Source organism: Chitinophaga sp. 01L420, assembly GCF_056399985.1.
In genome coordinates, this window is sequence record NZ_JBFTSK010000002.1 from 453,173 (window position 1) to 479,732 (window position 26,560).

Annotated in this window: 22 protein-coding genes; 9 read left to right on the plus strand and 13 right to left on the minus strand. The window is 44.2% G+C overall.

Annotation, left to right across the window (positions count from 1 at the left end; genetic code table 11):
- Positions 1 to 19: 19 nt before the first annotated feature.
- The 6 genes from gltB to AC1DP6_RS03660 form a co-directional block, all read right to left on the minus strand.
- A complete protein-coding gene (gltB, locus tag AC1DP6_RS03635; RefSeq protein WP_477053615.1) occupies positions 20 to 4,549 on the minus strand; it encodes a glutamate synthase large subunit in 4,530 nt (1,509 codons plus the stop codon).
- 421 nt (positions 4,550 to 4,970) lie between these two features.
- The gene (locus AC1DP6_RS03640; protein WP_477053616.1) at positions 4,971 to 6,614 is read right to left on the minus strand and encodes a M57 family metalloprotease; all 1,644 of its coding nucleotides are present in this window, start codon (positions 6,612 to 6,614) and stop codon (positions 4,971 to 4,973) included.
- Positions 6,615 to 6,975: 361 nt separating this feature from the next.
- On the minus strand, positions 6,976 to 8,517 hold the full coding sequence (locus AC1DP6_RS03645; protein WP_477053617.1) for a glycoside hydrolase family 10-like protein: 1,542 nt from the start codon (positions 8,515 to 8,517) through the stop codon (positions 6,976 to 6,978).
- Between the two features lie 88 nt (positions 8,518 to 8,605).
- On the minus strand, positions 8,606 to 10,468 hold the full coding sequence (locus tag AC1DP6_RS03650) for a mechanosensitive ion channel family protein (protein ID WP_477053618.1): 1,863 nt from the start codon (positions 10,466 to 10,468) through the stop codon (positions 8,606 to 8,608).
- Positions 10,469 to 10,564: 96 nt separating this feature from the next.
- The gene (locus AC1DP6_RS03655; RefSeq protein WP_477053619.1) at positions 10,565 to 11,017 is read right to left on the minus strand and encodes a methylglyoxal synthase; all 453 of its coding nucleotides are present in this window, start codon (positions 11,015 to 11,017) and stop codon (positions 10,565 to 10,567) included.
- Positions 11,018 to 11,075: 58 nt separating this feature from the next.
- On the minus strand, positions 11,076 to 11,591 hold the full coding sequence (locus tag AC1DP6_RS03660) for a ferritin (protein WP_331965408.1): 516 nt from the start codon (positions 11,589 to 11,591) through the stop codon (positions 11,076 to 11,078).
- 152 nt (positions 11,592 to 11,743) lie between these two features.
- Here AC1DP6_RS03660 and AC1DP6_RS03665 point away from each other — a divergent pair, with 152 nt between their 5' ends.
- The 4 genes from AC1DP6_RS03665 (at position 11,744) to AC1DP6_RS03680 (ending at position 15,393) form a co-directional block, all read left to right on the plus strand.
- Positions 11,744 to 12,340: a NifU family protein gene (locus tag AC1DP6_RS03665; protein ID WP_133807858.1), complete on the plus strand. Its 597-nt coding sequence runs from the start codon at positions 11,744 to 11,746 to the stop codon at positions 12,338 to 12,340.
- 130 nt (positions 12,341 to 12,470) lie between these two features.
- The gene (locus tag AC1DP6_RS03670) at positions 12,471 to 14,168 is read left to right on the plus strand and encodes a PNGase F N-terminal domain-containing protein (protein WP_477053620.1); all 1,698 of its coding nucleotides are present in this window, start codon (positions 12,471 to 12,473) and stop codon (positions 14,166 to 14,168) included.
- Between the two features lie 80 nt (positions 14,169 to 14,248).
- A complete protein-coding gene (pnuC, locus tag AC1DP6_RS03675) occupies positions 14,249 to 14,872 on the plus strand; it encodes a nicotinamide riboside transporter PnuC (protein WP_477053621.1) in 624 nt (207 codons plus the stop codon).
- Positions 14,869 to 15,393 (plus strand): AAA family ATPase, encoded by a 525-nt coding sequence (locus tag AC1DP6_RS03680; RefSeq protein WP_477053622.1) that lies wholly within the window; start codon positions 14,869 to 14,871, stop codon positions 15,391 to 15,393. The genes pnuC and AC1DP6_RS03680 overlap by 4 nt, the downstream gene beginning before the upstream one ends.
- On the opposite strand, the gene mtgA is transcribed toward AC1DP6_RS03680, so the two are convergent.
- A complete protein-coding gene (mtgA, locus tag AC1DP6_RS03685) occupies positions 15,394 to 16,110 on the minus strand; it encodes a monofunctional biosynthetic peptidoglycan transglycosylase (RefSeq protein ID WP_477053623.1) in 717 nt (238 codons plus the stop codon).
- A 75-nt stretch (positions 16,111 to 16,185) separates the two neighbouring features.
- On the opposite strand from mtgA, the gene AC1DP6_RS03690 reads away from it, so the two are divergent.
- Complete coding sequence (locus AC1DP6_RS03690) at positions 16,186 to 16,803, plus strand: L-threonylcarbamoyladenylate synthase (RefSeq protein ID WP_477053624.1); 618 nt, start codon at positions 16,186 to 16,188, stop codon at positions 16,801 to 16,803.
- Between the two features lie 13 nt (positions 16,804 to 16,816).
- On the plus strand, positions 16,817 to 17,113 hold the full coding sequence (locus tag AC1DP6_RS03695) for a hypothetical protein (RefSeq protein WP_477053625.1): 297 nt from the start codon (positions 16,817 to 16,819) through the stop codon (positions 17,111 to 17,113).
- Between the two features lie 189 nt (positions 17,114 to 17,302).
- Here the strand turns inward: AC1DP6_RS03695 and AC1DP6_RS03700 are convergent, their stop codons facing one another.
- From AC1DP6_RS03700 to polA, 3 genes are all read right to left on the minus strand, one after another.
- Entirely contained in the window at positions 17,303 to 18,448 is a 1,146-nt protein-coding gene (locus AC1DP6_RS03700; protein WP_477053626.1) for a C1 family peptidase, read from the minus strand.
- Positions 18,449 to 18,575: 127 nt separating this feature from the next.
- Entirely contained in the window at positions 18,576 to 19,100 is a 525-nt protein-coding gene (locus tag AC1DP6_RS03705) for a GNAT family N-acetyltransferase (RefSeq protein WP_441578335.1), read from the minus strand.
- Between the two features lie 127 nt (positions 19,101 to 19,227).
- Positions 19,228 to 22,044 (minus strand): DNA polymerase I, encoded by a 2,817-nt coding sequence (gene polA / locus AC1DP6_RS03710; protein WP_477053627.1) that lies wholly within the window; start codon positions 22,042 to 22,044, stop codon positions 19,228 to 19,230.
- Between the two features lie 97 nt (positions 22,045 to 22,141).
- On the opposite strand from polA, the gene AC1DP6_RS03715 reads away from it, so the two are divergent.
- Positions 22,142 to 22,471 (plus strand): arsenate reductase family protein, encoded by a 330-nt coding sequence (locus AC1DP6_RS03715; protein ID WP_477053628.1) that lies wholly within the window; start codon positions 22,142 to 22,144, stop codon positions 22,469 to 22,471.
- A 180-nt stretch (positions 22,472 to 22,651) separates the two neighbouring features.
- Here the strand turns inward: AC1DP6_RS03715 and AC1DP6_RS03720 are convergent, their stop codons facing one another.
- Positions 22,652 to 23,746, minus strand: a complete 1,095-nt coding sequence (locus AC1DP6_RS03720) for a glycosyltransferase (protein WP_477053629.1) — start codon at positions 23,744 to 23,746, stop codon at positions 22,652 to 22,654.
- A 381-nt stretch (positions 23,747 to 24,127) separates the two neighbouring features.
- Between AC1DP6_RS03720 and AC1DP6_RS03725 the strand changes: the two genes are divergently transcribed.
- Positions 24,128 to 24,376: a hypothetical protein gene (locus tag AC1DP6_RS03725; protein ID WP_089764628.1), complete on the plus strand. Its 249-nt coding sequence runs from the start codon at positions 24,128 to 24,130 to the stop codon at positions 24,374 to 24,376.
- A gap of 118 nt (positions 24,377 to 24,494) precedes the next feature.
- A complete protein-coding gene (locus AC1DP6_RS03730; protein ID WP_477053630.1) occupies positions 24,495 to 25,634 on the plus strand; it encodes a formimidoylglutamase in 1,140 nt (379 codons plus the stop codon).
- A gap of 64 nt (positions 25,635 to 25,698) precedes the next feature.
- On the opposite strand, the gene AC1DP6_RS03735 is transcribed toward AC1DP6_RS03730, so the two are convergent.
- Positions 25,699 to 26,100 carry a lysozyme inhibitor LprI family protein gene (locus AC1DP6_RS03735; protein ID WP_477053631.1) on the minus strand — a complete coding sequence of 134 codons (402 nt, stop codon included), beginning with the start codon at positions 26,098 to 26,100 and terminating at the stop codon, positions 25,699 to 25,701.
- Between the two features lie 55 nt (positions 26,101 to 26,155).
- A complete protein-coding gene (locus AC1DP6_RS03740; protein ID WP_477053632.1) occupies positions 26,156 to 26,557 on the minus strand; it encodes a lysozyme inhibitor LprI family protein in 402 nt (133 codons plus the stop codon).
- Positions 26,558 to 26,560 lie beyond the last annotated feature (3 nt).

Consider the following 26,560-nt stretch of genomic DNA (forward strand, 5'->3'; position numbering starts at 1 on the left):
ATGAATGTTAATGTTTCTCTTAGTGACCTACTTTCTGGCCCTGTACTTTTCCTGATTTCAACACTGCCTTGTATTCTTTCGGGAATACTTTCACGAAATGACGCAGTTGGTTCTCCCAGTCTTTCAGGATGAACTTCGCTACGGTGCTGTTCGTGTAGGCGTGGTGTTTAGTGATCAGGTCCTGCAGCAATGCTACATCTTCCTGTGCCAGCGGATCGAGGTCGATCATTTCCCGGTTACAGTGATTAGCGAAAGTGCCTTTCACATCGTACACATAGGCGATACCACCGCTCATACCTGCACCGAAGTTACGACCGGTTTCACCCAGTATCACCGCTTTACCATTGGTCATGTATTCGCAACCGTGATCACCTACTCCTTCTACTACCACGGTAGCACCGGAGTTACGTACACAGAAGCGTTCACCTGCTTTACCGCGGATGTAAGCTTCTCCGGAAGTAGCTCCATAGAAGCAAACGTTGCCTGCGATAATATTTTCTTCTGCCTTGAATCCAGCTTCTCCCTGTGGATAAAGGATCAGTTTGGAGCCAGACAAGCCTTTACCGAAGTAGTCATTGGCTTCTCCTTCCAGTTCCAGCGTTACACCTTTAGCGGTGAAAGCGCCGAAGCTCTGGCCTGCAGATCCGATAAATTTGAAGTGCAGGGTATCTTCCGGTAATCCTTCGCTCTTGTAGCGTTTGGATATTTCGTTAGAGAGAATAGTACCGATGGTACGATCTGTATTTTTTACAGGGAACTGCTGATATACCCTGGCTTTCTTTTCCAGTGCAGGCTGTGCGGCCTTGAGCAGTTGCCAGTCTATTACTTCGCTGATACCGTGATCCTGTTCTTCCTGTTTGTAAAGACCAGTTTCGCCGGCAGGCGCTTCGTTGAATAATATAGGAGACAGATCGAGTTTTTGCGATTTCCAGTTGGTGATGTTATCACGTACCTGTAAGCAACCTACCTGACCCACCATTTCATTGATGGTACGGAAGCCCAGTTCTGCCATGATTTCGCGGAGTTCTTCCACAAGATAAGTGAACAGGTTTACTACGTGCTGTGGATCGCCGGTAAAGCGTTTACGCAGTTCCGGATCCTGGGTAGCTACTCCAACAGGACAGGTGTTTACATGGCATTTGCGCATCATGATACAACCTTCTACTACGAGTGCAGCAGTTGCCACACCCCATTCTTCAGCACCGAGCAAGGTAGCAATTGCAATGTCACGGCCGGTTTTCAGCTGACCATCTGTTTGCAGTACTACGCGGGTACGGAGTTTATTTTTTACGAGTGTCTGATGTGTTTCAGCTAAACCAAGCTCCCATGGCAAACCTGCGTGTTTGATAGAGCTTTCCGGAGATGCACCGGTACCACCATCGAAACCGGAAACCAGTACTACGTCGGCATGCGCTTTAGCGACACCCGCTGCAATAGTACCTACACCTGCTTTGGATACCAGTTTCACACTGATACGGGCGGCGCGGTTTGCGTTTTTCAGGTCATAGATCAACTGAGCCAGATCCTCAATAGAATAAATATCGTGGTGAGGAGGCGGAGAAATCAGACCTACTCCTGGAGTGGAGTGTCTAACTTTCGCAATCCAGTCATCTACTTTATGACCTGGTAATTGTCCACCTTCGCCAGGTTTTGCACCCTGCGCCATTTTAATCTGTAACTCATCGGCATTGGTCAGGTAGTAGCTGGTAACCCCGAAACGGGCGCTGGCTACCTGTTTGATGGCAGAACGCATAGAGTCGCCGTTAGGCAGTTGCTCATAACGCAGCTCATCTTCTCCACCCTCACCGGTATTACTTTTAGCACCAATGCGGTTCATGGCAATGGCCAGTGTGGAGTGTGCCTCGTGAGAAATAGATCCAAAGCTCATCGCACCGGTAGCAAAACGCTTGAAGATGCTGGTGGCTGGTTCTACTTCATCGATTGAAATAGATGGACGGTTAGGCTTAAACGAAAACAGACTACGTAAGGTGGCTGCTTTTTCGCTTTGGTCATTTACCGATTTGGAATATTTCTTGAATGCAGCGTAATCGCCCATACGGGTGGCCAGCTGCAGGTAGTGAATGGTAGTAGGATTAAAGAGATGGAATTCTCCTTTACGTTTCCACTGATATACACCACCTTCTGTTAAGCGCTGAATAGGCGTTTCTTTACGACCGTAGCCCATCCAGTGTTTTGCCAGTGTTTCACGGGCAATATCATCCACGCCTAATCCCTGTATACGGGAAACGGCGCCGGTGAAATATTTATCAACCGTTGCCTGATTGATACCCAGTATTTCAAATATCTGTGCTCCCTGGTATGATTGCAGGGTAGAAATGCCCATCTTGGAGAATACCTTGAGGAGGCCATCACAGACAGCTTTGATATAATTCTTTTTCAGTTTGTCTACATCCAGCGAAGTATCCAGCTTGTTGTTCAGCTTCATATCACGGATGGTGCTGAGTGCCAGATAAGGGTTGATGGCAGTTACGCCAAAGCCCAGCAGGCAAGCAAAATGGTGTACTTCCCACACATCGCCGGCTTCAACAATCAGTCCTACCTGGCCACGGTAACCCTTGCGGATCAGGTGGTGGTGAACAGCGGAAGCTGCCATGATAGAAGGGATCGCAGCGTGTTCAGAGTCAATGGCACGGTCAGACAGAATGATTACTTCAAAACCATCTTCCACAGCATCTACCGCGTAACGGCAAAGACGGGCCAATCCTTTTTCCAGAGAGCCGGGCTTACCGTCTGCTTTAAAATAGGTATGTAATGTTTTGGCCTGGAATAAACCAGTGTCGATACTGCGTATCTTTTCCAGCTCATGGTTGTTGAGGATCGGATGACGCAATGCCAGTCCATGGCAATGCAGCGGATCTTCATTGAGCAGATTACCATTATTACCTACAAAAGTAGCCAGTGACATCACCAGTCTTTCCCTGATAGGATCAATTGGCGGGTTGGTTACCTGTGCAAATAGCTGTTTGAAATAGTTACACAGATGTTGCGGCTGGTTGCTCAGTACTGCCAGCGGGGTATCGGTACCCATAGAGCCAACAGGTTCTTTGCCATCAATAGCCATAGGGGCAATGATGTGATCCAGGTCTTCAGTGCTGTAACCAAATGCGCGCTGGTATTTAAAGATCTGATCATGTTCCAGGTGAGTAAAGGTTACTCTTGGTTCAGGCAGTTCTTCCAGGCGGATCTTATATTTATTCAGCCATTCGCCGTATGGTTGCTGAGAGCAGATTTGTTGTTTCAGCTCTTCATCACCAATGATACGGCCCTGTTCCATGTCTACGATAAACATTTTACCAGGTTGCAGGCGGCCTTTTTCTTTAATATTTTTTGGATCGATCGGTAATACACCGGCTTCAGAAGCCATGATTACACGATCATCTTTTGTTACTACGAAGCGGCTCGGACGTAATCCATTACGATCCAGGGTAGCACCAATGATTTTACCATCAGTGAAGGAAATGGAAGCAGGTCCGTCCCATGGCTCCATAAGAGAAGCATGGTATTCGTAGAATGCTTTCTTTTCTTCGCCCATATCTTCATTGCCATCCCAGGCTTCTGGCACCAGCATCATCATTACATGCGGCAAAGAGCGGCCTGTCATGGTGAGCAGTTCAATCACGTTATCAAGACTGGCAGAATCGGACTGGCCTTCTTCCACGATAGGAAGCAGCATCTCCATCTCTTCAGTAGTAAAAAACTTAGACACAAAGTCCCTTTCGCCGGCACGCAGCCAGTTGAGGTTACCTTTCAGTGTATTGATTTCGCCATTGTGTGCAATGTACCGGTAAGGGTGTGCCAATCTCCAGCTAGGGAAAGTATTGGTAGCAAACCGGGAGTGGATGAGCGCAAAGGCCGATACCATTTTCTCATCACTCAGGTCTGTATAATAATGACGCACCTGGTAGGTGGTCAGCTGACCTTTGTATACAATTGTTTTATAAGAGAGCGATGCAATATAGAACAGCGACTTTTCTTTCGGTACTGTATTGCGAACGGTTTTGGAAACGTAGTTGCGGAGTACAAATAATTTGCGCTCAAAAATTTCCGGATCACTGATATGATAAGGACAGGCGATAAATACCTGTTCAATTTCTGGTTCTACAGAAAGGGCTGTTTCGCCGATACCATCCGGACGTACTGGTACTTTGCGGTAACCTAAAATTTCCAGTCCTAATTTTTCTGCGCTGCGTTGAAATATCTCACGACACTCTTCACGCCAGCGTGGTTCTTTCGGAAAGAAGACCATGCCTACACCGTATTTCCCAAATTCCGGCAGGCGAATACCCAATTTCAGGCACTCGTCATACAGAAACTCGTGTGGCGTTTGAAACAGTATTCCTGCACCATCTCCCGTGTTTTGCTCGCAACCGCAGGCTCCGCGGTGTTCCATGTTTTCCAGCATGGTTAAGGCATCACGAATGATATGGTGGGATTTACGACCCTTAATATGGGCAGTAAAACCTGTTCCGCAGGCATCATGTTCAAATTCCGGACGGTATAAACCTTGCGTTTGCTTCACTTCATCCATTTGGTTTAGATTTTTTGCTTTGGCACACTCCCCCCTCTGACTTACGCCGCGGGTGATGGTGTACGATATAATTCGGGAACGGTTTAAAGATACTAAAGGAATGCGGTATTTTTTGTATAAACTTTTGTCAGACGGTTAAAATTTAGGAAAAAATAAAAAAAAGCCACTAATTGTTAGAATAATTGAAAAAATGAAAGCTCCCCGGAGGTAAATTGAGGTGTTGATGAGCACACATTGAAAGGATGGAGGGGGGAGCCGAAAAGTCAAGGTTACAACTTCGCATGACAAATAATTAATATGAGATGAAAATGACTCAAACAGGAAAAGGGTTTGTACCGAAGAGAAAATCAGGGATAAAAATGAAGGGCCAACCAAATAGACTTTGGTTGGCCCTAACGGGTAATATTTTATTGGGATGGGATTACAAACTAAGCCATGGACCGTAACCATTAGCTTTCGTCCAGGTCCGCTGAATCAGATTATCACTAGGTCCTTTAACAAAGATATCCATTGACAGGGAGTCCGGAGATGCTACAGCTGGTGCAGAATAAATGCTGGCACCAATACGATTCCAATTTTTCCAGCTGTCGGCAACTGACCAGTTAGTTGTGATAAGTTGATGGTTAATGCTCAAAGCAAAAATATCTACATTAAGATATCCTCTTGCAGTAGCGGCCGGAGCGGAATAAATAGCCCCCCCCAAATTCCTCCATTCAGTTCTATCACTCTCTTTTGTCCATATTCCCTGTACCAGGTGATTGGCATTATCCTGCGCATACATCTCTATTGAGTTAGGATAGCGGGAAGCGCTGGTAGCAGATGAAGATACATTCGTCACAAAATTCTGCCATTCGTGCCAGCCCTCTCCTTCTACATAATACCTGGTTTGCAAAACGTCATTAGCGCCTCTTACCAGTACGTTGATAAAATCGGCGCCTCTGGATGCAGCATTGGGAGCTGAAAAGAAGTAACCACCAAGGTCTGTCCATTGACTCCATCCGCCGTTCGGGGTCCAGGTTTTGAAGATGAGGTTATTGGATGCCCCTTTTGCAAAAACAGCAATTTTGTTTTCATCGCGGGAGGTAGCAGAAGGATCTGAAGTAAGCGTTCCTCCCAGGTCAGTCCAGTCAGACCAGCCAGTACCAGGTGCGTATACTTTCTCCAGAAGCGTATTGTTCTTGCTTCTTACGAATAAGTGCAGCTCTTTGGTGCCTTTTCTATAAGTAGCAGTAGGGACATTGAAATTACCGGGTGAATTGCCATAAAACTGGTTTAAGGCAACTACGTCATTTGGATTAAACGGATGATCCTCATTATTTAAACAGCCGGACATCCAGCTGAAAGCGGCTCCGCTGGTAGGTGTGCCATCAATCTTAATGAGATCTACCTGAGTATCATTTGCTTTAGCTACCTGAGTATAAGTACAATGGTAAAGATTGTCTGCATAGGTAGTATGTCTGATTCCAATAGCGTGACCAATTTCATGGGCAATCAAAGTCGCCAGTCGTTTTTCATCCAGGTTTGTTCCCAGTGCGGTTACGTCCAGGGTTACCGGACTGGATGGGTTTCTGGAAACAGCAGGATAGGCCGGAGTTAATACCAGCGGGCCACCCAGCTTACCATCTTTAATTTGAATATCTGCTTCTGAAGTATTGGCTACTTTTTTAAAGGTAACACGCAGATTAAGTGCATTATATCTTGCAATGGCAATATCCAGCGCATTTGAGTAAGCGGTTGGCAAACCTGTTGCTGAGATATTGATTATACGGGGCAATGCCGTCAGGGTATAAGATAATTTGTATTGGTCGGCTTCAGCGATAAACAGAGCGGTATATCCTTGTTTGCTGTCCAGGTCTTTTTCAGTTAAAAAAAGATCACCCTCTGCTACATAACCGCCATTTAGTTTTATTGCATTTAGCGTATCAAAGCCGAGCGCATTGATTTTGCCCATAGTGGAAGCCGGTATTTTTGTGCCTTCTTCCGGGGTAGTAGGATCTTTTGTGCACGCCGACAAAAAAACGGCACCCGCGGCAACGCAGGTAAAAAATTTAGTGTTTAAATTCATTGTTGAGATAATTAATCTTTTGACAATTAAAAGGGTTGCAGTATATGTGTTAGTATAGGAACCAGATACTGATCAAGCAATAACAATTGCAATCAAAAATAGCCGAAAAATAAAAGCAAAAAAAAATGATGCACGCGTAACGATCCCTTTGGCATGTAACTCCCGTTTTTTCCCGACAGGGAAAATGAGGTCAAACCTGCGGACCACGCAATTTATATACGCTATGTGAAAAATTTTTGCTTATCGAGAGGGATGTTTGGAATAATTTTTTCCTTATCCCAATTCAAATTATCAACCTGTACTGAACCAATGTTTTTGGACCATAACCAGGTAAGACAATTCAATTAATTCCCCTATGAGATTATGGTTCAAACAGGAAAACAGCCCTCCCGTTTTTTATCTGGACCCGTAAGGGCTCTCCCAATAAGCTCTCATTTTGCATCCTGTCCAGGGCAGTCACTACATAGATGTATGTTTTCCCCTTTACGTAGGTGATGTCTTTATACACTGGATCGGGCATCTGATCCAGAATGGAGAGGATTTTCGTTGGGTCGCTTAGGTTAATCGCTTCATTTTGCTCAAAGCGATACAGTACATATTGTTTGGTATGGCCACTGGTATCGTCATCCGACCAGTGTATTTCCAATCCGCCGGGGCGCTCAAATGCATCAATGAAATAAGGCGCTTCCGGGGTTTGTTTAGGCAGCCACGACATAATCGGTCTCAGGGCCGGATATTTAAAAATGCCGTTGCGCAACAGCGTTTCTACGCCGAGAGGATTCCCTCTGAAAGAAGCGGCACTATAAAAAATACTTCCCTGGATAGTGTTTAATGTCCTGGCTTCTTCTACCTGAGCAGGTATCTCGTTTGGATTTTTCCAGGCAGCATTGCTGTTAATACGGTATACACCATGACCAATATACACCTGCCGGCCATAGCTGTGTTGTCCCCACCAGTTCAGCAATATTTCGTAATCTACCAGCCGGTGTCCCCGTTCCCAGTATAATTGTGGTGCTACATAGTCAATCCACCCTTTTTTCAGCCACTTCAGGATATCTGCATACAGATCATCATAGTTGGTTTGGCCGCCTTTAGTGTAAGAACCTTCCGGGTCTTTATCTTTATTACGCCATACGCCAAAAGGACTGATACCGAATTTCACCCAGGGTTTTTCTGCCTTGATGGCCACACTCAACAGCTGTATAATCGCATCTACATTGGCGCGGCGCCAATCATCCTTCATCATGTTATTACCATACAAACGATAAGAGCTGTTATCAGGAAACTCTTTCCCCGGTGCACGATACGGATAGAAGTAATCATCGAAGTGTACGGCATCAATATCATATCGTTTTACCACATCACGGATAACCATGGTAACATATTCGCGTACTTCAGGAATGCCCGGATCAAAATACTTCTTGCCATCGTAAGTGAGGAACCATTGTGGCTTCAAACGGRTAATGTGATTAGGAGCCAGGCTGCTGCGGCTTACGTTGAACACGGCACGGTAAGGGTTAAACCAGGCATGAAACTCCATGCCGCGTTTATGGGTTTCCTCTACCATGAACTGCAAAGGATCATAATAAGGATTGGGCGCCTGCCCCTGCACACCGGTAAGGTATTCGGACCAGGGCTCGTATGGAGAAGGATAAAAAGCATCTGTAGCCGGGCGAACCTGTACTACCACTGCGTTCATGCCATTACGTTGTTGCTGATCAAGTAAAGCGATGAACTCCTGCTTTTGTTGTTCTGTACTCAGTCCACGCCGGGATGGCCAGTCAATATTTTCAACAGTGGCTATCCAAACGGCCCTTAATTCGCGTTTGGGTGGCAATTGCGCCCACGACTGCTGCATCAGAATGATCCATAGAATTGTACCTGCTATAAATTGCTTCAACATCTGCCTTACTTTTAACCGTAAGATGCGAAAATAGCAAAAACCGGGGCTGATGCGATATAATTATGTGATTCTTATGAAGATAGCTTGTTTATTCTTTTTCCACCTTCACCTTCATCACCGGCGCTTTATAATCATCTGCCAGGTATTCAGGCGGTACTGTACTCGTATTTCCATCTCTGTGAGCAATGAAATGAGGCGACATAATTTCCACGCCGGCGGCATTGAAATGATCGATGATGTTGCGGTGCAGATCTGAATAAATCAGGGCCATTTTATGTGAATGGTCGGTGTACACATTGATTTCATAGGCAATGGCAAAATCGTCCAGACTTGTTTGCAATACAAAAGGAGTTCTGTCTTTCATAATACCATCTGTTGCCATGGCAGCACCAATCAGCATTTCATGTACCTGTTTCCAGGGCACATCATAGCCGATAGTAACGGTGGTATGCAGTATTAGTCCCAGATCCTTACTGGAAGTGGTAAAGTTGATGGTATGGCCACTTAATATACTGGCATTGGGGACAGTGATTTCTTCGTTTTTTATGGTGCGTAACCTGGTGACCAGTAAATTTTTTTCAATGACATCACCGGTGATCTCCCCTATTTTCACCCGGTCGCCGATTTTAAAAGGACGCATATACGTAATTACAAAGCCTGCTATCACATTTGAAATGGCGGAGGAAGAGCCGAGTGAGAACAGGATACCGAGGAAAACAGATACACCCTGAAATATTTTTGAGTCGGACCCCGGGAGGTAAGGAAACACCACAACAAACATAAATGCATATAACAGGAACTTGATGCCGCTGGCGGTAGGCCTTGCCCAGTCTGCGTAAAAGCCGTTAATCGTTAAGTTGCCGGTTGCGATTTCTTCTGCGAGGTAGTTCACCAGTTTTACCAGGTATCGGGTAATCAGGTATATCACCAGTATGGTAAGTAATTTAGGGAGATAATGAACAAAGCCCAGGAATATTGATTTAACCGGAGACAATGTCCAGTCGATGAGTTTATCCGCGATGCCTTTAGTCCAGGGAAATATGCTGAATACAAAAGGTAGGGTGATGTAAAAGACGAACAGGATAAAGATGATCCGTGCTACGCGGAGAACATTAAATACAATCCCTACCTGCTTTTGCTGATTTAGCAGGGCATATTCTTTTACTTTCACGCCTTTGAAGTAACGGTCTTTTTCTCTGACTATTTTTTTCCGCAGTCGTTTGAACAGGCGGTTGATGCCATATACAATCGCGGAAAATATCACGATAATCAATAGCAGCCAGCCGATGCGAATGAGTATACTTTGCAGGCTGTTATCTTTCTTTTCCTGTAGTACGGCTTTTTTGATGATAGTTGCATAATCCTGTGCCACCGCCATTTTATCCTGGCTAAGCCACAGCGCATCATCATCAGTAACACTTAGTAGCACCAGGTCATTATAGACAACATCTATATTATTTTCATTTTGTATAGCGCGAATAGAGTCTGCTGCAAAAAAGGGATCATCAGATAGTTTTGCCAGTTTGCGATTGATATTCTGGGCTCTGTCGCTGGGTTGCAATGGCCCCAGTTTATTGTAAATATAAAAAAGGGTATCGCCGAAAGGGACTACGGGAAATCCGCYATGAGTGGCTTTCAGCTGATTAATACGTAGCAGATTGGCTACTTTCTTCAGGGAGTCGGCCTGTTCAAAGGAGTTGAGCTTTTGTTGGAGTTCTTTTTTTCGGTTGTCGTTATCGTTGCTGAGGAGAAGTTGTTGCTGCAATGCTTTCTTTTGTGCTTCATCTGCTTTTTGCAGAGAATCATTTTCCCGGAGCAGGCGGGTGGTAAGTACCAGTTGTGTATCCGCCAGCGAGTCGCGGGAGGCTTTGCTGCTATCACTTTGTGCGGGGCACAATAAGCTGATACTAACCAGTATAGTAGTGATGAAAAGGGTAAAAACAATTCTCATTCCCGAAGCTTTTCTTTAAAGTACGGAAAATTCGGGTAGCAGCTACCCGCTAAAGCGGTGAAAAATTATAAAGACAGGAAAACGGATGAACGGGTGCTATATCTTTCTCTTGGTATACTGGCTATAATCCGGCAAGGTAGCTTCATATTCCTGGTGCATCAGGGGAGATGTAAGCAGGAAGTCGGCGGAGGCGCGGTTGCTGGCCATCGGGATATTCCACACAACACCCAAACGGAGTAAGGCTTTGATATCCGGATCATGTGGCAATGCTTCCATGGGATCCCAGAAGAAAATAATGACGTCGAGTTCCCCGGTGGCCACCAGGGCGCCGATTTGTTGATCACCGCCCAGGGGGCCACTCAGTAACTTTCTTACAGATACGTCCAGCGCCTGTTCTATCAGCAGGCCGGTAGTGCCGGTAGCATATAGTTCATGGCGACTTAATACCGTTTTATTATAGATAGCCCACTCGATCAGCTCAGCTTTCTTGTGATCGTGAGCAATCAGTGCTATCCTTTTGCGTGCTTTTAATACTTTCGTTGTTTGCATATCTGTTACAAAAGTAATAAGTGGCCCGCAATAAATAAATGTCGAATACTGTAATGTTTTAATGTCTTTCGTTGGTATCCAGTGTGGCCAGGTCGCGGTCAAAAATATATAAACCACCTTTATCCTCTCCTATCAGCTTTAATTTGTCGAGGATGTGCCGGGCCAGGCGCTCTTCTTCAATCTGTTCAGTTACATACCATTGTAAAAAGTTATGGGTGGCATAATCTTTTTCACTGAGGCACATATCTACGAGGTTGTTAATCTCTTTGGATACCGCCAGCTCATGGCTAAACACCTGTTCAAAAATTTCATGGATGTTTTTGAATTTCACCGTAGGCTGTTTCAGGGCAGGTACCAGGCCATGTCCTCCGCGTTCGTTAATGAACTTCAGCAATTTGAGCATGTGAGTCCGCTCTTCATCGGAGTGACGGTATAAAAACTGAGCCACCCCATTAAAGCCCTCTACTTCTGACCAGGAAGCCATAGCAAGATAATATTGGGAAGAGGCCGCTTCCATTTCTACCTGTTGATTGAGCGCGGATTGGATTTTCGGCGAAAGTTCTTTCAGTAGCATGACAAAAAAATTGTATAATTAGGAAGATTGAGGTGTGGCGGGGATATCAATGATGCCTATGACCAGATTGTTATTTTCAATAGCACACGTTTAGATGCATCCCGAAAATCTGCCCGAAAAATGTTACCTTTGCATAAGTAAATTAGGATAAAATGATTAAAACAGGAAATCCAATCATCAGCATATATACAGAAATGACGCCTAACCCGGAAACCATGAAGTTTGTGGCAAACAAACTCCTGTATCCAGGTAAAAGCATTGATTTCCCGGATGAAGCCAGCGCTAAACCGTCTCCTTTGGCCATCGAGCTGTTTAGCTTCCCTTTCATTAGAGGGGTGTTTATTATGGCTAACTTTATTACGCTTACCAAAACCAGCGAAACTGACTGGAACGATATAATTCCTACGGTAAAAGCCTTCCTGAAGGAATACCTGGAAGACTCCCGCCCTGTTATCAACGAAGATGAGGTAGTGATTACCAAAGACACTGCCAGCAACGAAGTGAGTGCAGATGACACGGATGTGGTAAAACGTATCAAGGAATTACTTGAAAACTACGTGAAACCGGCTGTAGAAATGGATGGCGGCGCCATTCAGTTCAAAGATTACGACAACGGTACGGTAACACTGATGTTGCAAGGTTCTTGCTCAGGCTGTCCCTCTTCCATGATTACGCTCAAAGCCGGCATTGAAGGTATGATGAAGCGTATGATCCCTGAAGTGAAGGAAGTTGTGGCAGAAGCCGAATAAGCCATAGTTGAGTGAATGATAGTGTTAAACGAAAGCACAGTCTTAATGGCTGTGCTTTTTTTTAGCGTGTAGCCGTTGGGGTTGATAAATACTCACCGCTACACGCAGACGAATAAAAGCTAAAAAGCAGATGAAAGGATTATTACTGGTATTTGCCGGCCTGGCCATCGCCATGCAGCCGGCACAGGCCCAAAGAAAGAAAGGCGTGGATAGCGCATCCGCCGTTATTACCTATGGCTTCGGCAGCAATGGTAAAACGATACCCGGCAATGAACTGCAGCTGTTCATAGATCATCAGCGCAGCCACATCGTTGCTGGCAGAGGGAAACAAAAAGAACAACAGTTCCTGCAAATGTCTGAACAGGCTAGCTTACAGGTATTAAGTCTGCCTAACAACGAAGTATACACGCTGAAAAAATCGTTTGGCGAATACGCTACGCCGGAATTACTGCCCGATACCGCTACCATCCTGGGATATGTTTGTAAGAAAGCAAAACTCTTTATCCGTTCCAACACCATTGAAGTATGGTACACCAATGCCCTGACATTGAAAGGAACGCCTAACATCACTATTGCTCCGGGCCTGGGACTGGTACTTAAAATTGTACGCAATGGTAACAGCGAAACCCTGGCAAAGAAAATAACCTATCGTAAAATAACAGACGCAGAGTTGGCCTGGCCAACCAATACCGGTACTATGGTAAATGATGCCGCCTATATGAGGCAGGTAATCGACAGCCGTTATACTACCCTCCCTGTTTTTAACCAGGAGCAGATCAGCTGGGGAAATAATCCAGCCAACCCACAGGGAGAACAATTAAATCAAACTTATCATTATGCTGGTGGTACAGTTATACTGAAAAAAGTATCGCTGCCTGCGGTAAAGAAAGGTGAAACACTTTTTGCAGAGCTTACCCAATACTCTAATGGCGACGCTTATGACAGAACGGGTTCTGTATTTATGATACCGGCAGACAAAGCCACCTCTTTCCTGGATGGTTTACAAAAAGGTGTACAGGCCTTACCGTTATTCACGGCTAACAATGGCAATCCATACCATGGTATGGTAGCTACAGACAACTACTTGCCGGCATTGGAAATACTGCGCTTCTTCACGCCATTTGGGGTAAGACAGTTTAATAACCAGGTGAAAATAGCTGGTTATAATTGGGCAGATTCAGTGATCTATAAGCAGGATATTACAGAGCTGCATAATCGCCTCCAGGGCGATGTATGGCTGGGTGTATATATTGGCAACTATGATAAAGGTGGCCATAAAGTAAGCCTTAGCCTTAAATATTATCCAGGTGATCCGGAAGATGAAAACCGCCCCGCTCCCAATTGGATATACCCAATCTTCAACACGACTAACCTGATGGAAATGGCCGGACAGGAATACGCGACCCTGTTCGACAAAGAYTCTCTGAAGGTGACGGTGAATATTCCGGAAGGGCTTAAGAATGTGCAACTGCGCTTCCTTACCACCGGCCACGGCGGCTGGGGTGGCGGCGATGAATTCAACCCAAAACAGAATGAAATTTTTGTAGACGGTAAACGGATCTATCATTTTATTCCATGGCGGACAGATTGTGCCACTTATCGCCTCTCTAATCCGGCTTCCGGTAACTTCGGCAATGGCTTATCCTCTTCTGATCTGAGTCGTTCCAACTGGTGCCCGGGTACCCTCACTTCACCGGTAATTATTTCGCTGCCGGATATCACGCCTGGGTTGCATACCATACAAGTGGCTATTCCACAGGGCAAGCCCGAAGGTAGCAGCCAGAGTTTCTGGAATGTATCGGGAACACTGATTGGAGAGAAAAAATAGTTTGGTAGTCAATAGTTGCTGCGGAAATTTGAGGTAGCAACTATTGACTACATCTGGGAAAATTTATCCACTTTCGCACTATGAATGATTTATACCAGGGCTTTTTGGACGGCCTGCATCAAATGACTTTACTGGAAGGAATAGCTGTATTCTTTGCTGTCTTGTCGGTTATCTTTCAAAAAAATAATAATATCCTGGTATATCCTACGGGTATTATCAGTACTGGTATTTACACTTATCTCTTGTCGCGTGCGCATTTTAAGCTGTATGCCGATGCCACACTGAATGCCTACTACCTCATCATGAGCGTATACGGCTGGATATACTGGGCAAAGAAAGGACCAGCAGAACCAGCTACTCCCATTATGAGAAGTAGCAGCAGGGAGTTGACGACCGCCATTTTTATCACATTGGCCGGCTGGGGAATTTTCTACTTCCTGTTAAGTCGTTTTTCTGATTCCAATGTGCCGGTGATGGATGCTTTTGTTTCTGCCAGTGCCTGCGCGGGCATGTGGTTGTTGGCAAAGCGAAAACTGGAAAACTGGATATTACTGAATATATCTAACCTGGTGGCCATACCATTGTTGTTTTATAAGCACCTTTATCTGACAGCGCTGCTTACCGTGTTTTTATTTATCATTGCCATATTCGGATATATTGGCTGGAGAGCAATTGTGCAGCAAAGAGAAACTTCTCATCAATGAAGAAAGTAGTTGTTATAGGGCCTGAATCTACAGGCAAGAGTACCCTCAGTGAAAAGCTGGCGGCCCATTTTAATACGGTGTGGACGCCGGAGTATGCCCGCGAATATATTGACCAGCTCGATCGTCCTTATGAGCAAAACGATCTGCTGGAAATAGCAGCTGGTCAGATTGCACTGGAACATCAACAGGCCATGAAGGCAAATAAGGTGCTTATTTGTGATACTGATTTGTACGTAATAAAAGTATGGAGTGAGCATAAATACGGAAATTGTGATCCCCGTATTTTAAAGCAGATTGCCAAACAACACTGTGATCTCTATCTGCTGACTTACATTGATCTGCCCTGGGAAGAAGATCCACAAAGAGAATACCCTGATCCGGATATGCGTACTTATTTCTATAATATTTATAAAGATATTGTGATGGCTTCCGGTGCCCGTTGGCAGGAAATCAGGGGGAGTTATGAAGAGCGCGAAGCGCTTGCTATTGCGAGCGTACAGCAATTACTCGACCAGGCATAATTATTTTCTACCCGTTACCAGTTCCATAATATCCGGATCAGGTGACAGGTTACGCATTTGTACCAGGATTTTGCGCTGACGATAACTGGTAATTCTTGCCGGCGGATTAATTGTGTATTTAACAGGATTGGGCAAACAGGCGGCTATCATCGCTGCTTCTTCGCGGTTAAGACTGGCCGCATTTTTATTGTAATTGGCCAGGGATGCTGCTTCTACGCCAAATACTCCTTCTCCCATTTCTGCTACATTAAGATAAACTTCCAGGATACGTTGCTTGCCCCATATTTTTTCAATCATGAAAGTAAAGTATACTTCCAGCCCTTTACGAAACCAGCTACGGCCCTGCCAGAGGAATACATTTTTTGCTACCTGCTGACTGATGGTGCTGGCTCCTTTTATTTTTTTACTCTGTTGGTTATGCTTCATTGCCTTTTCAATAGACTTGAAGTCAAAGCCGTTGTGGTCGGTGAAGAGCTGATCTTCGCTGGCTATCACCGCGAGCTTGGCGTGCTGTGATATTTCATCATAGCTTACCCATGTTTTTTGCAGTTTTTTATCTGTTCCCCAGAGACTGAACCAGCTGGAGATTTCAGTGATGGTAATAGGTGGATTCACCCATTTCAACAGGATGATATAAACAAATTGTGCAACAATTAAAACCAGTAGTACTCTCCTCAATCTCCTCCACGTTCTGGGTACAATGCCTTTTAAATTCATCGCGTAGGTTTAGAAAAATCGGGCCGAAAGGTAGGCTAAAAAGCTGAAAGTGAAACACAATCGTTAACTTTATATATGCTATTAAACGTACACCCTGATAACCCGAATCCGCGCCATTTGAAAACAATTGTAGAATGTTTGAAAGATGGAGGGATCATTATTTACCCTACTGATACGGTATACGGTTTAGGCTGTGACATAACCCAACATAAAGCCATAGAACGTATCGCGCGGATTAAACAGATAGACCCTAAAAAGGCGCACTTTTCCTTCATCTGTTATGACCTGAGTCATTTATCTGATTATGCGAAGAGCGTGGATACGCCTATATTCAGGATGCTGAAAAAAGCATTGCCGGGTCCATATACTTTTATTTTGCCGGCCAGCCGATTGGTGCCCAAGTTGCTGAAGACGAAGAAAGACACCGTAGGTATAAGGGTGCCGGACAATAATATTTGCCGCACCATTGTAAAGGAGCTGGGTAATCCATTGATGAGTACTACCCTGCCCATAGAAGATTATGTAGAAGAATATACTGATCCGGAAATCATTTATGAGAAGTTTGGAAAGCAGGTAGACATTGTAGTAGACGGTGGCCCTGGAGGCATGGCGTTTTCCACAGTGGTAGATTGTACTGGTGCTGAGCCGGTATTGATTCGCGAAGGAATTGGCAGTTTTGAGGAAATATCCTGATAAAATAATTTTTATGAAAAGGAGATGGTGGGTATTGGTCGTTGGTATTGTGTTGGGCAGCAAAGTTGCCGGGGCACAAACATTTGCACTGAAGCCGGTGAAGTTATTACCGGTTGCTAAAACTACTTATCTCCCGCCTGCTCCCCCACCCGTTTACCCTGTTTATATGATGGCGCCTGATACTTATTACAGGCAGCATTTCGGTTTTTTCTGCAAACAGGAATGGACCTGGCAAAAGCATACAGGCTTGCCGGTAAAACTCCGTTTGGGTAATTATTCTTACACACAACAGTTGGAAGGAAAGCACTAAAATCTTTTATGATATTGGCCTTGGCTGGTAATGATTGACAATGTCAATTAAATATATTTGCTTCTGGCAAATATATTTTTTTTAGCAGTTAGCCATTAGTTTAGTTAGCATTTTAGCAAATGCAGGGAAGATCAATATTTTATCATCCGCTGCATTTACTAAAAGCTAACTGCTAAAAGCTAATAGCTGTTATTTAATCCCCAGTTTCTTTGCAACATCTGCAGGTAAAGCTTTTTTGTTTACCATGAAGCAGGTGGTTTTATATGCGAAGTAAGGTTCAGAAGCATAGAAATATCCCTGGCCAGGATTGTCTGTACCCCAGGAGTTTTTCACGCGGAAGTATTTGTTGCCATTTTGATCTTTTGCCAGACCTACAATGTGCATACCGTGATCATCCTGTGTTTCGAAGTTATCGAAAGCCTGCTGACGCAGTTCAGGAGTGATGGCTTTTTCTTTACCAGGTACCAGGAACGCGTTTCTCTTTTCTTCAGCAGACATGTCGGCCCAATCCTTTTCAGGAACGATTGCCAGACCATCTTTAAAGTTGAAGCCTTTTTCACTTACATCTGCAGCCCATGCAATGGAGTAACCATTCATGATGGCATTTTCAGCGATGTTAGTAAAGTCATTCAGGTTTACGTTGTATACTTTCTCCCAATTCCAGTTGTCCGGAACTTCCAGTACAAACTGTGAATTGTAAGGATGGTGTGTAAAAGAAGAAATCAGTACATAGTCATCTGCATTGATACCCAGTTCTTTTGCAAAAGACTGTGGCGTGTAGCTTTTACCGTTATACTGGAATTTCTCAGGCGCTTCTCCCATATAGGCATTCAGGACACCATCAAAAGCTTTAGACCAGTTAGGGTTGATAGTGCCGGAGGCATTACCGATTTTATTGGCCATACCTTCCAGGAGACTTTCCATTTCGGCGTGGTTATACATTTTGTCTTTGTTACCATCGTATACGCTCTGTGGAACCAGACCGTATTCGCGGAGGCACAACAAATCATCCGGGAACCCACCACCTTCACCGAAGTTGGCTTTACCATGCATACGTACATAATTCGCAGCTTTCAATGGGTACATTTTACGTACCACATACATTTCGCTGAGATTCAGGCCTTTGTTTTTGCCTGTGCGCAGTATTTCTGATTCAAAAAAAGACAAGCCGGAGAAAGACCAGCAAGTACCAGTACGTCCCTGGTTCTGTACATCACCCGCATCCAGATTCTTTAAAACAGTGAACTGGTATTTGCTTCCCTCCACATTGGTACTGTTTTGTGCAAATGCTCCTATGCTGCAAAGCATGGCTGCACACATCATCCATTTCTTCATGGTGTATAATGATTGATTTTTAAGACAAGGACCAAAAATAAGGGAAAGCAGGTATTTGACTGGTGAAAAGATGGATGAACGGAGCTTGCTACAGCTACTGATTTAACATTGTTCAGATGAATTACAGTTATTTTTCCTGGTACTGACCTCGGGTAATCTCCCATTCCCAGAGATCTTCTCCTTCTTTATTTTTAATAGTACCCACAAATCGCATTCCTGCTTTTTGTAATATTTTAACGGAAGCATTGTATTCTTCCTCTGTATGGGCAATCACACGTTTTACGTAAGAATGCCCAAAGGCAAATCTGATCAGGGCTTCTGCCATTTCTGTGCCCAGTCCTTTTTCCCGGTAATCTGCGGTTATTTCATAACCCATTTCTACCAGCCCTTCTTCATTGGGCTTGCCTTTAAATCCGCCTGCACCAATCAGGCGCTTATCGGCGCGATGTAATACCAGGTAAAAGAACCAGCCCAGCATGGCAGGATCATTGCGTAACTTATCATATGCTACCAGGACCATTTCGGGATATTCTGTCCACCCGTCCTGAATAGAAATGCCAAGCAGGTCGGCCAGATGATCGTTGCCCTGTAATAGCAATTCGAAATGCTCTAGTGAGCACGGCAACAATTGTAGTCGAGGTGTTTGGATCATATTTGAAAACTAGTAAACTGTTTTGGGAAATACAATAGCGGGAGCAAGCTTTTTAGCTTTTAGCCAATACCGCGAAGATCATTCGCTGCATTTGCCAAAAGCTAAAAGCTAACCGCTAAAAGCTGTATTAATGCGCTTCTAGCCAGTTATTACCAATACCCATTTCTGCTTCTACGGGAACAGACAGTGGTAAGGCATTACGCATAAGATCTAATATAAGGGGTTTAATAATCTCTAATTCGGAACGATGTGCATCAAACACCAATTCATCATGCACCTGCAAGAGCATACGGGACTTAAGATTTTGTTCCTTAAATGCTTTATGGATCGATATCATGGCCAGCTTAATCATATCAGCCGCGGTACCCTGAATAGGCATATTGATCGCATTCCTCTCTGCAAAGCCACGTACCACCGCGTTGGAAGAGTTGATATCTTTCAACCACCTTTTCCTACCCAACAGGGTTTGCACATAACCATTCTCCTGCGCAAACTTCACCTGGTCTTCCATGTATTGCTTGATAGATGGATATTGCGCAAAATAATTGTCGATCAGCATTTTCGCTTCTGCACGCGGAATACCGAGGTTCTCTGATAATCCGAAAGCACTCACACCATAGATAATACCGAAGTTCACACTTTTCGCATTGCGGCGCATATCCGATGTAACAGCATCCAGCTCTACATTGTATACCTTGGCCGCAGTAGCAGTGTGAATATCTATTCCATTTTGAAACGCTGCCGACATTTCTTTGTCTTCACTGATCGCTGCAATAATACGCAGTTCTATCTGTGAGTAATCCGCAGATAACAATACGTACTCTTCATTGCGCGGAATAAACGCTTTGCGTATTTCACGCCCCCTGTCTGTGCGGATAGGAATGTTCTGCAGGTTCGGATTATTGGAGCTTAAACGCCCGGTAACAGCTACTGCCTGATTATAGGAAGTGTGTACACGATTGGTCCGTTTATTCAGCAATAACGGTAACGAGTCTACGTAGGTAGATTTGAGTTTGCTCAGCTCACGGAAAATGAGAATATCTTCTACTATTTTATGTTTGTTGGAGAGCTTTTGCAGCACATCTTCACCAGTAGCATATTGGCCGGTACGCGTTTTCTTGGCTTTAGGATCCAGTTGTAATTTTTCAAACAGCACTTCTCCCAGTTGCTTGGGAGACGCCAGCTTGAACCGTACACCAGCCTGTTCGTATACACTTTCCTCTGCGCGTTTGATCTCTTTTTCCAGCTCTTTCGAATAGTCTGCCAGCGCCAGGGTATCAATAGCAATGCCTTCATACTCCATGTCTGTCAGCACCGGTACCAGCGGATTTTCTATCTCATAAAATACTTTGTCTACCGCTTTATCGGGCAGCATAGGCAAAAATACTTCCTTCAGTTGCAGGGTAACATCTGCATCTTCCGCCGCATATTCCTTGATCTTTTCAATTTCCACATCCCGCATGTTGCCCTGTCCTTTTCCTTTTTTGCCAATGAGCGATTCTATGGAAACCGGCTCGTAGCCAAGGTATTGAGCGCTTAATACATCCATGCTTCTGCGTCCTTCCGGCTCAACGAGGTAATGTGCGAGCATGGTATCAAATACGGCAGTAGTAATATCCACACCATACCACTTCAGGATCAGCATATCATACTTCACATTTTGTCCTATCAGGATAATGCTCTTATGCTGAAACAGCGGTGTGAATTCATGGATGATGGCGCGGGCAGCAGTATTATCTGCCGGCAAAGGAATATAATATGCTTCTCCCTTTTTAAAAGCAAAGCTCATTCCTACAATATCCGCCTCGTTGGCGTCTGTACCAGTGGTTTCTGTATCAAAAGAAACTTCCTGCTGCTGCAGCAATTGGGCTAACAGTGCGGTTCTTTTTTCGAGGGTATCCACCACTTCATACTGATGCGGTGTATTGTGAATATTTTTATCAGCCATCAGGATGTTACCTGATTCAACTATCTCTGTGGTAACCGTAATTTCTTCTGTAACGATGGCTGTTCCGAACAGGTCTGTTTGCACCACTCTTGGTTTGGCATCCGGGCTGGCGCTGCCGCCAAATCCCTCACCCAGTATTCTTTTACCAAGGGTTTTGAATTCCAGTTCTGTAAATATGCTGGTGAGTTTTTCTTTATCGCAGTCTTTGATGCAGAAGTCTTCTTCATGAAAGCTTACCGGTACATCTGTGATAATAGTGGCCAGTTCCTTAGACATGATCGCATTGTCGCGACCAGCTTTGATCTTCTCGCCCATTTTTCCGCCAATATTATCGGCATTTTCCAGTACATTTTCCAGGGAATGATATTGTGCCAGCAGTTTCATGGCGGTTTTTTCACCGATGCCTGCAATGCCTGGAATGTTATCCACGGCATCACCCATGAGACCTAAAATATCAATTACCTGGTGTACATCTTTGATCTGCCATTTCTCACAGATTTCCTTAGGCCCCATGATTTCTTCCTTGTTGCCCATGTACGGGGGCTTGTAGATAAAGATGTTATCTCTCACCAGTTGCCCATAGTCTTTGTCCGGCGTTACCATGTATACGGTATAACCGGCATCAGCGGCCTGCCAGGCCAGGGTACCTATTACGTCATCGGCCTCATAACCATCCAGCTCCACTACCGGAATATTAAACCCTTCTATGATGCGTTTAATATCTGGCAATGCATCCAGGAGGTCCTCCGGTGCATCCTGCCGGTTGGCTTTATAATCAGTATAGGTAGTATGACGCTCAGTGGGCGCGTGCGTGTCAAACGCTACGGCCATATGAGTAGGCTTTTCTTTATTGATGAGATCCAGTAAAGTAGTGGTAAAACCAAACTGCGCATTGGTATTTCGACCCGCACTGGTGATGCGGGGATTCCTGATCAGGGCGTAATAAGCCCTGTAAATCAGTGCCATGGCGTCCAGTAAAAATAATTTCTTTTCCATCGCTAAACCTACAAGATTTAATTTGAATCTGCAAAATTAAGATAGTACCACAATATACGGTGAGGGTGTAACTTTAGTGCTGAAAAAAAAGTAAGGAATGAATAAAATTTATCATTTGTCTACCTGCAGTACCTGTAAAAAAATACTGGAAGAAACCAATGCAAAAGAGCGTGGGTTTATTTTACAGGATATCAAGAAAGAGAAAATTACGCCGGAACAACTGGATGAAATGCATGCCTTGTCAGGTAGCTATGAGTCGTTGTTTAGCCGCAGATCCCAACAGTACAGGCCTATGGGATTGCATGAAAAAGATTTAAAGGAATCAGATTACCGGAACCTTATTCTACAGGAGTATTCTTTTCTGAAACGTCCGGTGGCCATCGTTGGTGATAAGATCTATACCGGTGCGGAGGTGAAAAATATTTAACCAGGGGTTAAATTCATTGCACTTAGGGTAAAGCGTATTTTTTACTGCCCAACTGAGGATAATGAATTTTGAATTTGCATCACAAAATGACGATGCTGAAGTAAATGATGAGTTATCCTTGTGACAAATCACCAGAGGCTGTCTGTTTTAACACAGGCAGCCTCTTTGAGTGAAGAAGGGTTACAGGGATTGTACAAATTGTTGTACTACCTGCCGGTACTGGTTCATATCCTGTTCATGATGAAATGACCGGAATGGAAAGCGGGACGCTTCTTCCAATGCGGTTTTCAAATTGAATTGTTCTTGTGGAAGAGAATAAAAATATCCTTTTTCCATCAGGTATTCGCCCAGGTATACCTGTTCTGATTGGCCAGGTGTAGGGATAAGTATGGCTTTTTTATTCAGTTTTGCCAGGTCCATCAGGGTAGTATAGCCGGAACGGCTTAACACCATGTCAGAAGCCAGCATGGCATCATTTAGTTCGCTGGCATTCAGGTGATTAATCTGCGTAACGCCGGGAGCCACCTGTTCATGCTGCGGAGTACCAGGCTTACCACTTACGATTAGTGCAGTGATTTGCAAGGACTTAATCTGATCCAGGATGAGTTTTTCCAGATTAGACCGTTGTGGTTCTGGTCCGGAGATCAATACCAGCAGGTCATATTTTTTTTCCACATTGGGTTTGGGTTCAAACCGGCTCAGACAACCAATATAGGTAGTATGTGGTGGTAATTTGCCGGGGTGAGCCAATTCGCCTGAAAGATTGTTATCGCCGGCAAAATCCGGGATCCAGCAGGCGCCATATTTGTTAATAAAACTATAATTTATCTTTTGCAGGGTCCGCTCTATCCAACCTCCGAAAGGTGTTTTTATCAGCAGCTGATGTGTGATGAAAACAGTGGGTATTTTTTTATGGTATAAGCCAAAACGGTTATCCGAAATAACTGCATTTATTTGATACTCAGCTACTATCTTCTTCAGCCATCGTTGCTCATACTTTATGGAGCGGTATATTTTGGGGATTTGCTGAATAATTTTCAACCCAAAAAACTGCCCTTTTTGTGCATATTTAATGCGATAGCCAGGTAGTGGAAATATGGTCAATTGCGGGAATTCCTGCTGCAATAAAGCGGCATGCTTTCCTTCGGCGGCAATAAAAACCTGACAACCTGCGTTTAGCATTTCATGGATCAAGGGAATATCCCGGGTGGCGTGGCCAAGGCCCCAGTCGAGGGGAATTACAAGAATTTTTCGGTCGGTTCGGATTGTGGACAAATAATTTAATATTTTTTACGAATTTAGCTTAAATTACAAATGGGCATTGTTAAGAAAAGGTAAACTCTTTTAGACAGGTTTTTAAATAATAGCTAAGTATATTAAACTGCAGTATGAAAAGTATAAAATGGATCGTAGTCATTTTTCTATGTGGAAGTTTAGCAATGGAGGGGTGTAAGGTTTTTAAGAAAAACGATTGCGGTTGTCCTACCATGAATAAAAAACGAATGCACTGATAACGATCTGTTTGACAACTAACAAACTGACAACTAACGAAGACTTTGACAACAGCTGACAACTAACAATTTTTACCTTATCTTTTTGGATTATCCTTGATACCTGGCCAAACAATATTTCGGGGAACAGTCAAATTTTTTATTCATGAAACCTGTAGATAGAGATTTATTAATCTTGCTACATGAAGATAGGTACACGGAACAGCAGATACAATCTGCGGTGAGACAAATCAGCGAAATGCTTTCGTTGATTGAGACGATGGATTATCTCTGTGCAGTTATGGAAGTTATGGATTGTAACAAGAGTCGTATTACCAGCAAACGATCTGTGCTGGAAAAAGCAATTTCACGTAAGTCGCATAAGCCTTTCGAATTTATTATTCACAAGAACTAGTAGCTTTATCTCTACAAAATTCCCGTTATAGTAGTTTTGACCCGCTGCCTTATCTGTCCGATTTGCTTTTTTTTAAATTCTTGTTGTAAGTTCGCCATCAATTAAATCTAATTTACTGATGGCAGATTTTTCGCACCTGCAGGATTTTCTACATCCTGTTTCTAAGGCATTTCTCAACGATGACGAGGAGTATGATCCATTCCAAGTTGGCGGTGTGATTGACGCGTACGAAGACGATCACCAGCCGGACATCGATGCCGCTGATATTATTTTGTTGGGTGTAGGAGAAGAACGAGGAAGCGTATCCGGCAAAACAAATACAGGCGGGCCTGATGCCATTCGCCGTGAATTTTTCCGATTGTACAACTGGCACCGTGACATTAAACTGGCAGATGTGGGCAACCTGCTGTCAGGCGCTTTTCTTGCAGATGCATATGCTGCCATGAAAACGGTTGTAGCAGAATTATTAGCAGCTAATAAAACAGTGATTATTTTGGGAGGGTCACACGACCTCACCTATCCGCAATATAAGGCCTATGCTTCCCAGCAACTAATTATTGAGGCCACCGTAGCAGATGCACTGATTGATCTTAAGGAAGACTCCAGTGTGCGCAGTGAACGGTTTTTAATGGACATACTTACAGAACAACCCAATTACCTGCGGCATTACAATCATCTCGGTTTCCAAAGTTATTTCGTACATCCGCGGATGTTAGAAACGCTGGATAAATTACGCTTCGATTGTTTCAGGCTCGGACGTATTCGTGAGAATATGGAAGAAGCTGAACCAGTGTTGCGGCATTCCGATTTATTCAGTCTGGATATTAACATCATCCGACATACTGATGCACCTGCCAATCAACTTTCTCCTAATGGATTTAGTGGTGAAGAAGCCTGCTCGCTCGCAAGATATGCGGGCATGAGCAGCCGTCTCTCCTCTTTTGGTATTTATGGTTATCGCCCGGAAAAAGATAAAGAACAACTCACTGCCCGGCAAATAGCTCAAATGCTATGGTATTTCATGGACGGACGTGCGGTAAAGAATAAGGAAGCCTTGCTGGATGACCGGGATGCTTTCTGGGAATTTCATATAGCCTTCTCCGATATAGAAACTGTTTTTCTGAAAAGCAAAAAAACTGGTCGCTGGTGGATGCAGTTACCCGACAGGGAATTTGTTCCCTGCGCGTACAATGACTATCTCATGGCGAGTAATAACGAGATGCCGGAACGTTGGTTACGTCATCAGGAAAGGCTGTAGGTAATCCCCGGTAGTAGCTGCTTTTATTATTTGGATATGATATCATATCCAAATAATAAAAGCACTAAATATTAAGTAGTGTTCTTAATCGTGCTTTTAGAAAGGCGGCTTTGTTGTCTGTTGATATCATGTCATCGTCCAGGCCCTCCATGGTGCGTTTATGCATCTTCTCCACCCGCTCATCTATCTTCTTAAAATACGCTTCTTTTTTTTCTTCCCAGGCCCCTTGTTCTTCCTGGAGTTGTTGTTGCCGGCCCGGAGTAAGGCTGGAATAGAGGTGTTGTAAAGTGTGATTCAGTAAGCTATCCAGTTGCTTATAGTAAGTAACAGCACAGTTATACATGCGCTGGTTATTACCAAGACATTGCTGGTAGTGGGTTTCAAGTGTGTCCAGCGCTGATTGTTGTTTTTGTGAATACGCTTTGGTGCACAGAAAAACCAATAGGAATAGGACCAGGTTTCGCATAGGTACTGTGTGAACAGCAAATATACGAAAATAACATTCTGAAAAATGTTAATATTTAATTGGCTTGTTTATCACCGATTGACCCGGTACATACATCGCCCTGGGGAAGTCCATTCAGCCATACCCGGAGCGCTTCGGTGCGTTGATGGGTTAATTCGGACAGGTAATTGGCTTTACACATAGGAAATACACTACCATAACTTTTTGACGAAGCAGGGTACATGGCTTTCACCTGCGCATCCCGGAATTGTATCCAGATACGCTGCGCATCTTTCAGGTTTTGAATAAATGCTTTATTGGGCGCGTAATCTTTCAGAATCAGCTGATAGATTTCATTCAGCTTTTTATCGGCATCCTTATATTCCTGTGCTGCCTGTTTATTCAGTTCTGCCTGTGACTGTGAAAATGCAGCCATACCTCCTGTCATCAGTAAAAGAAAAATAAAAAGAGATTTCATGTA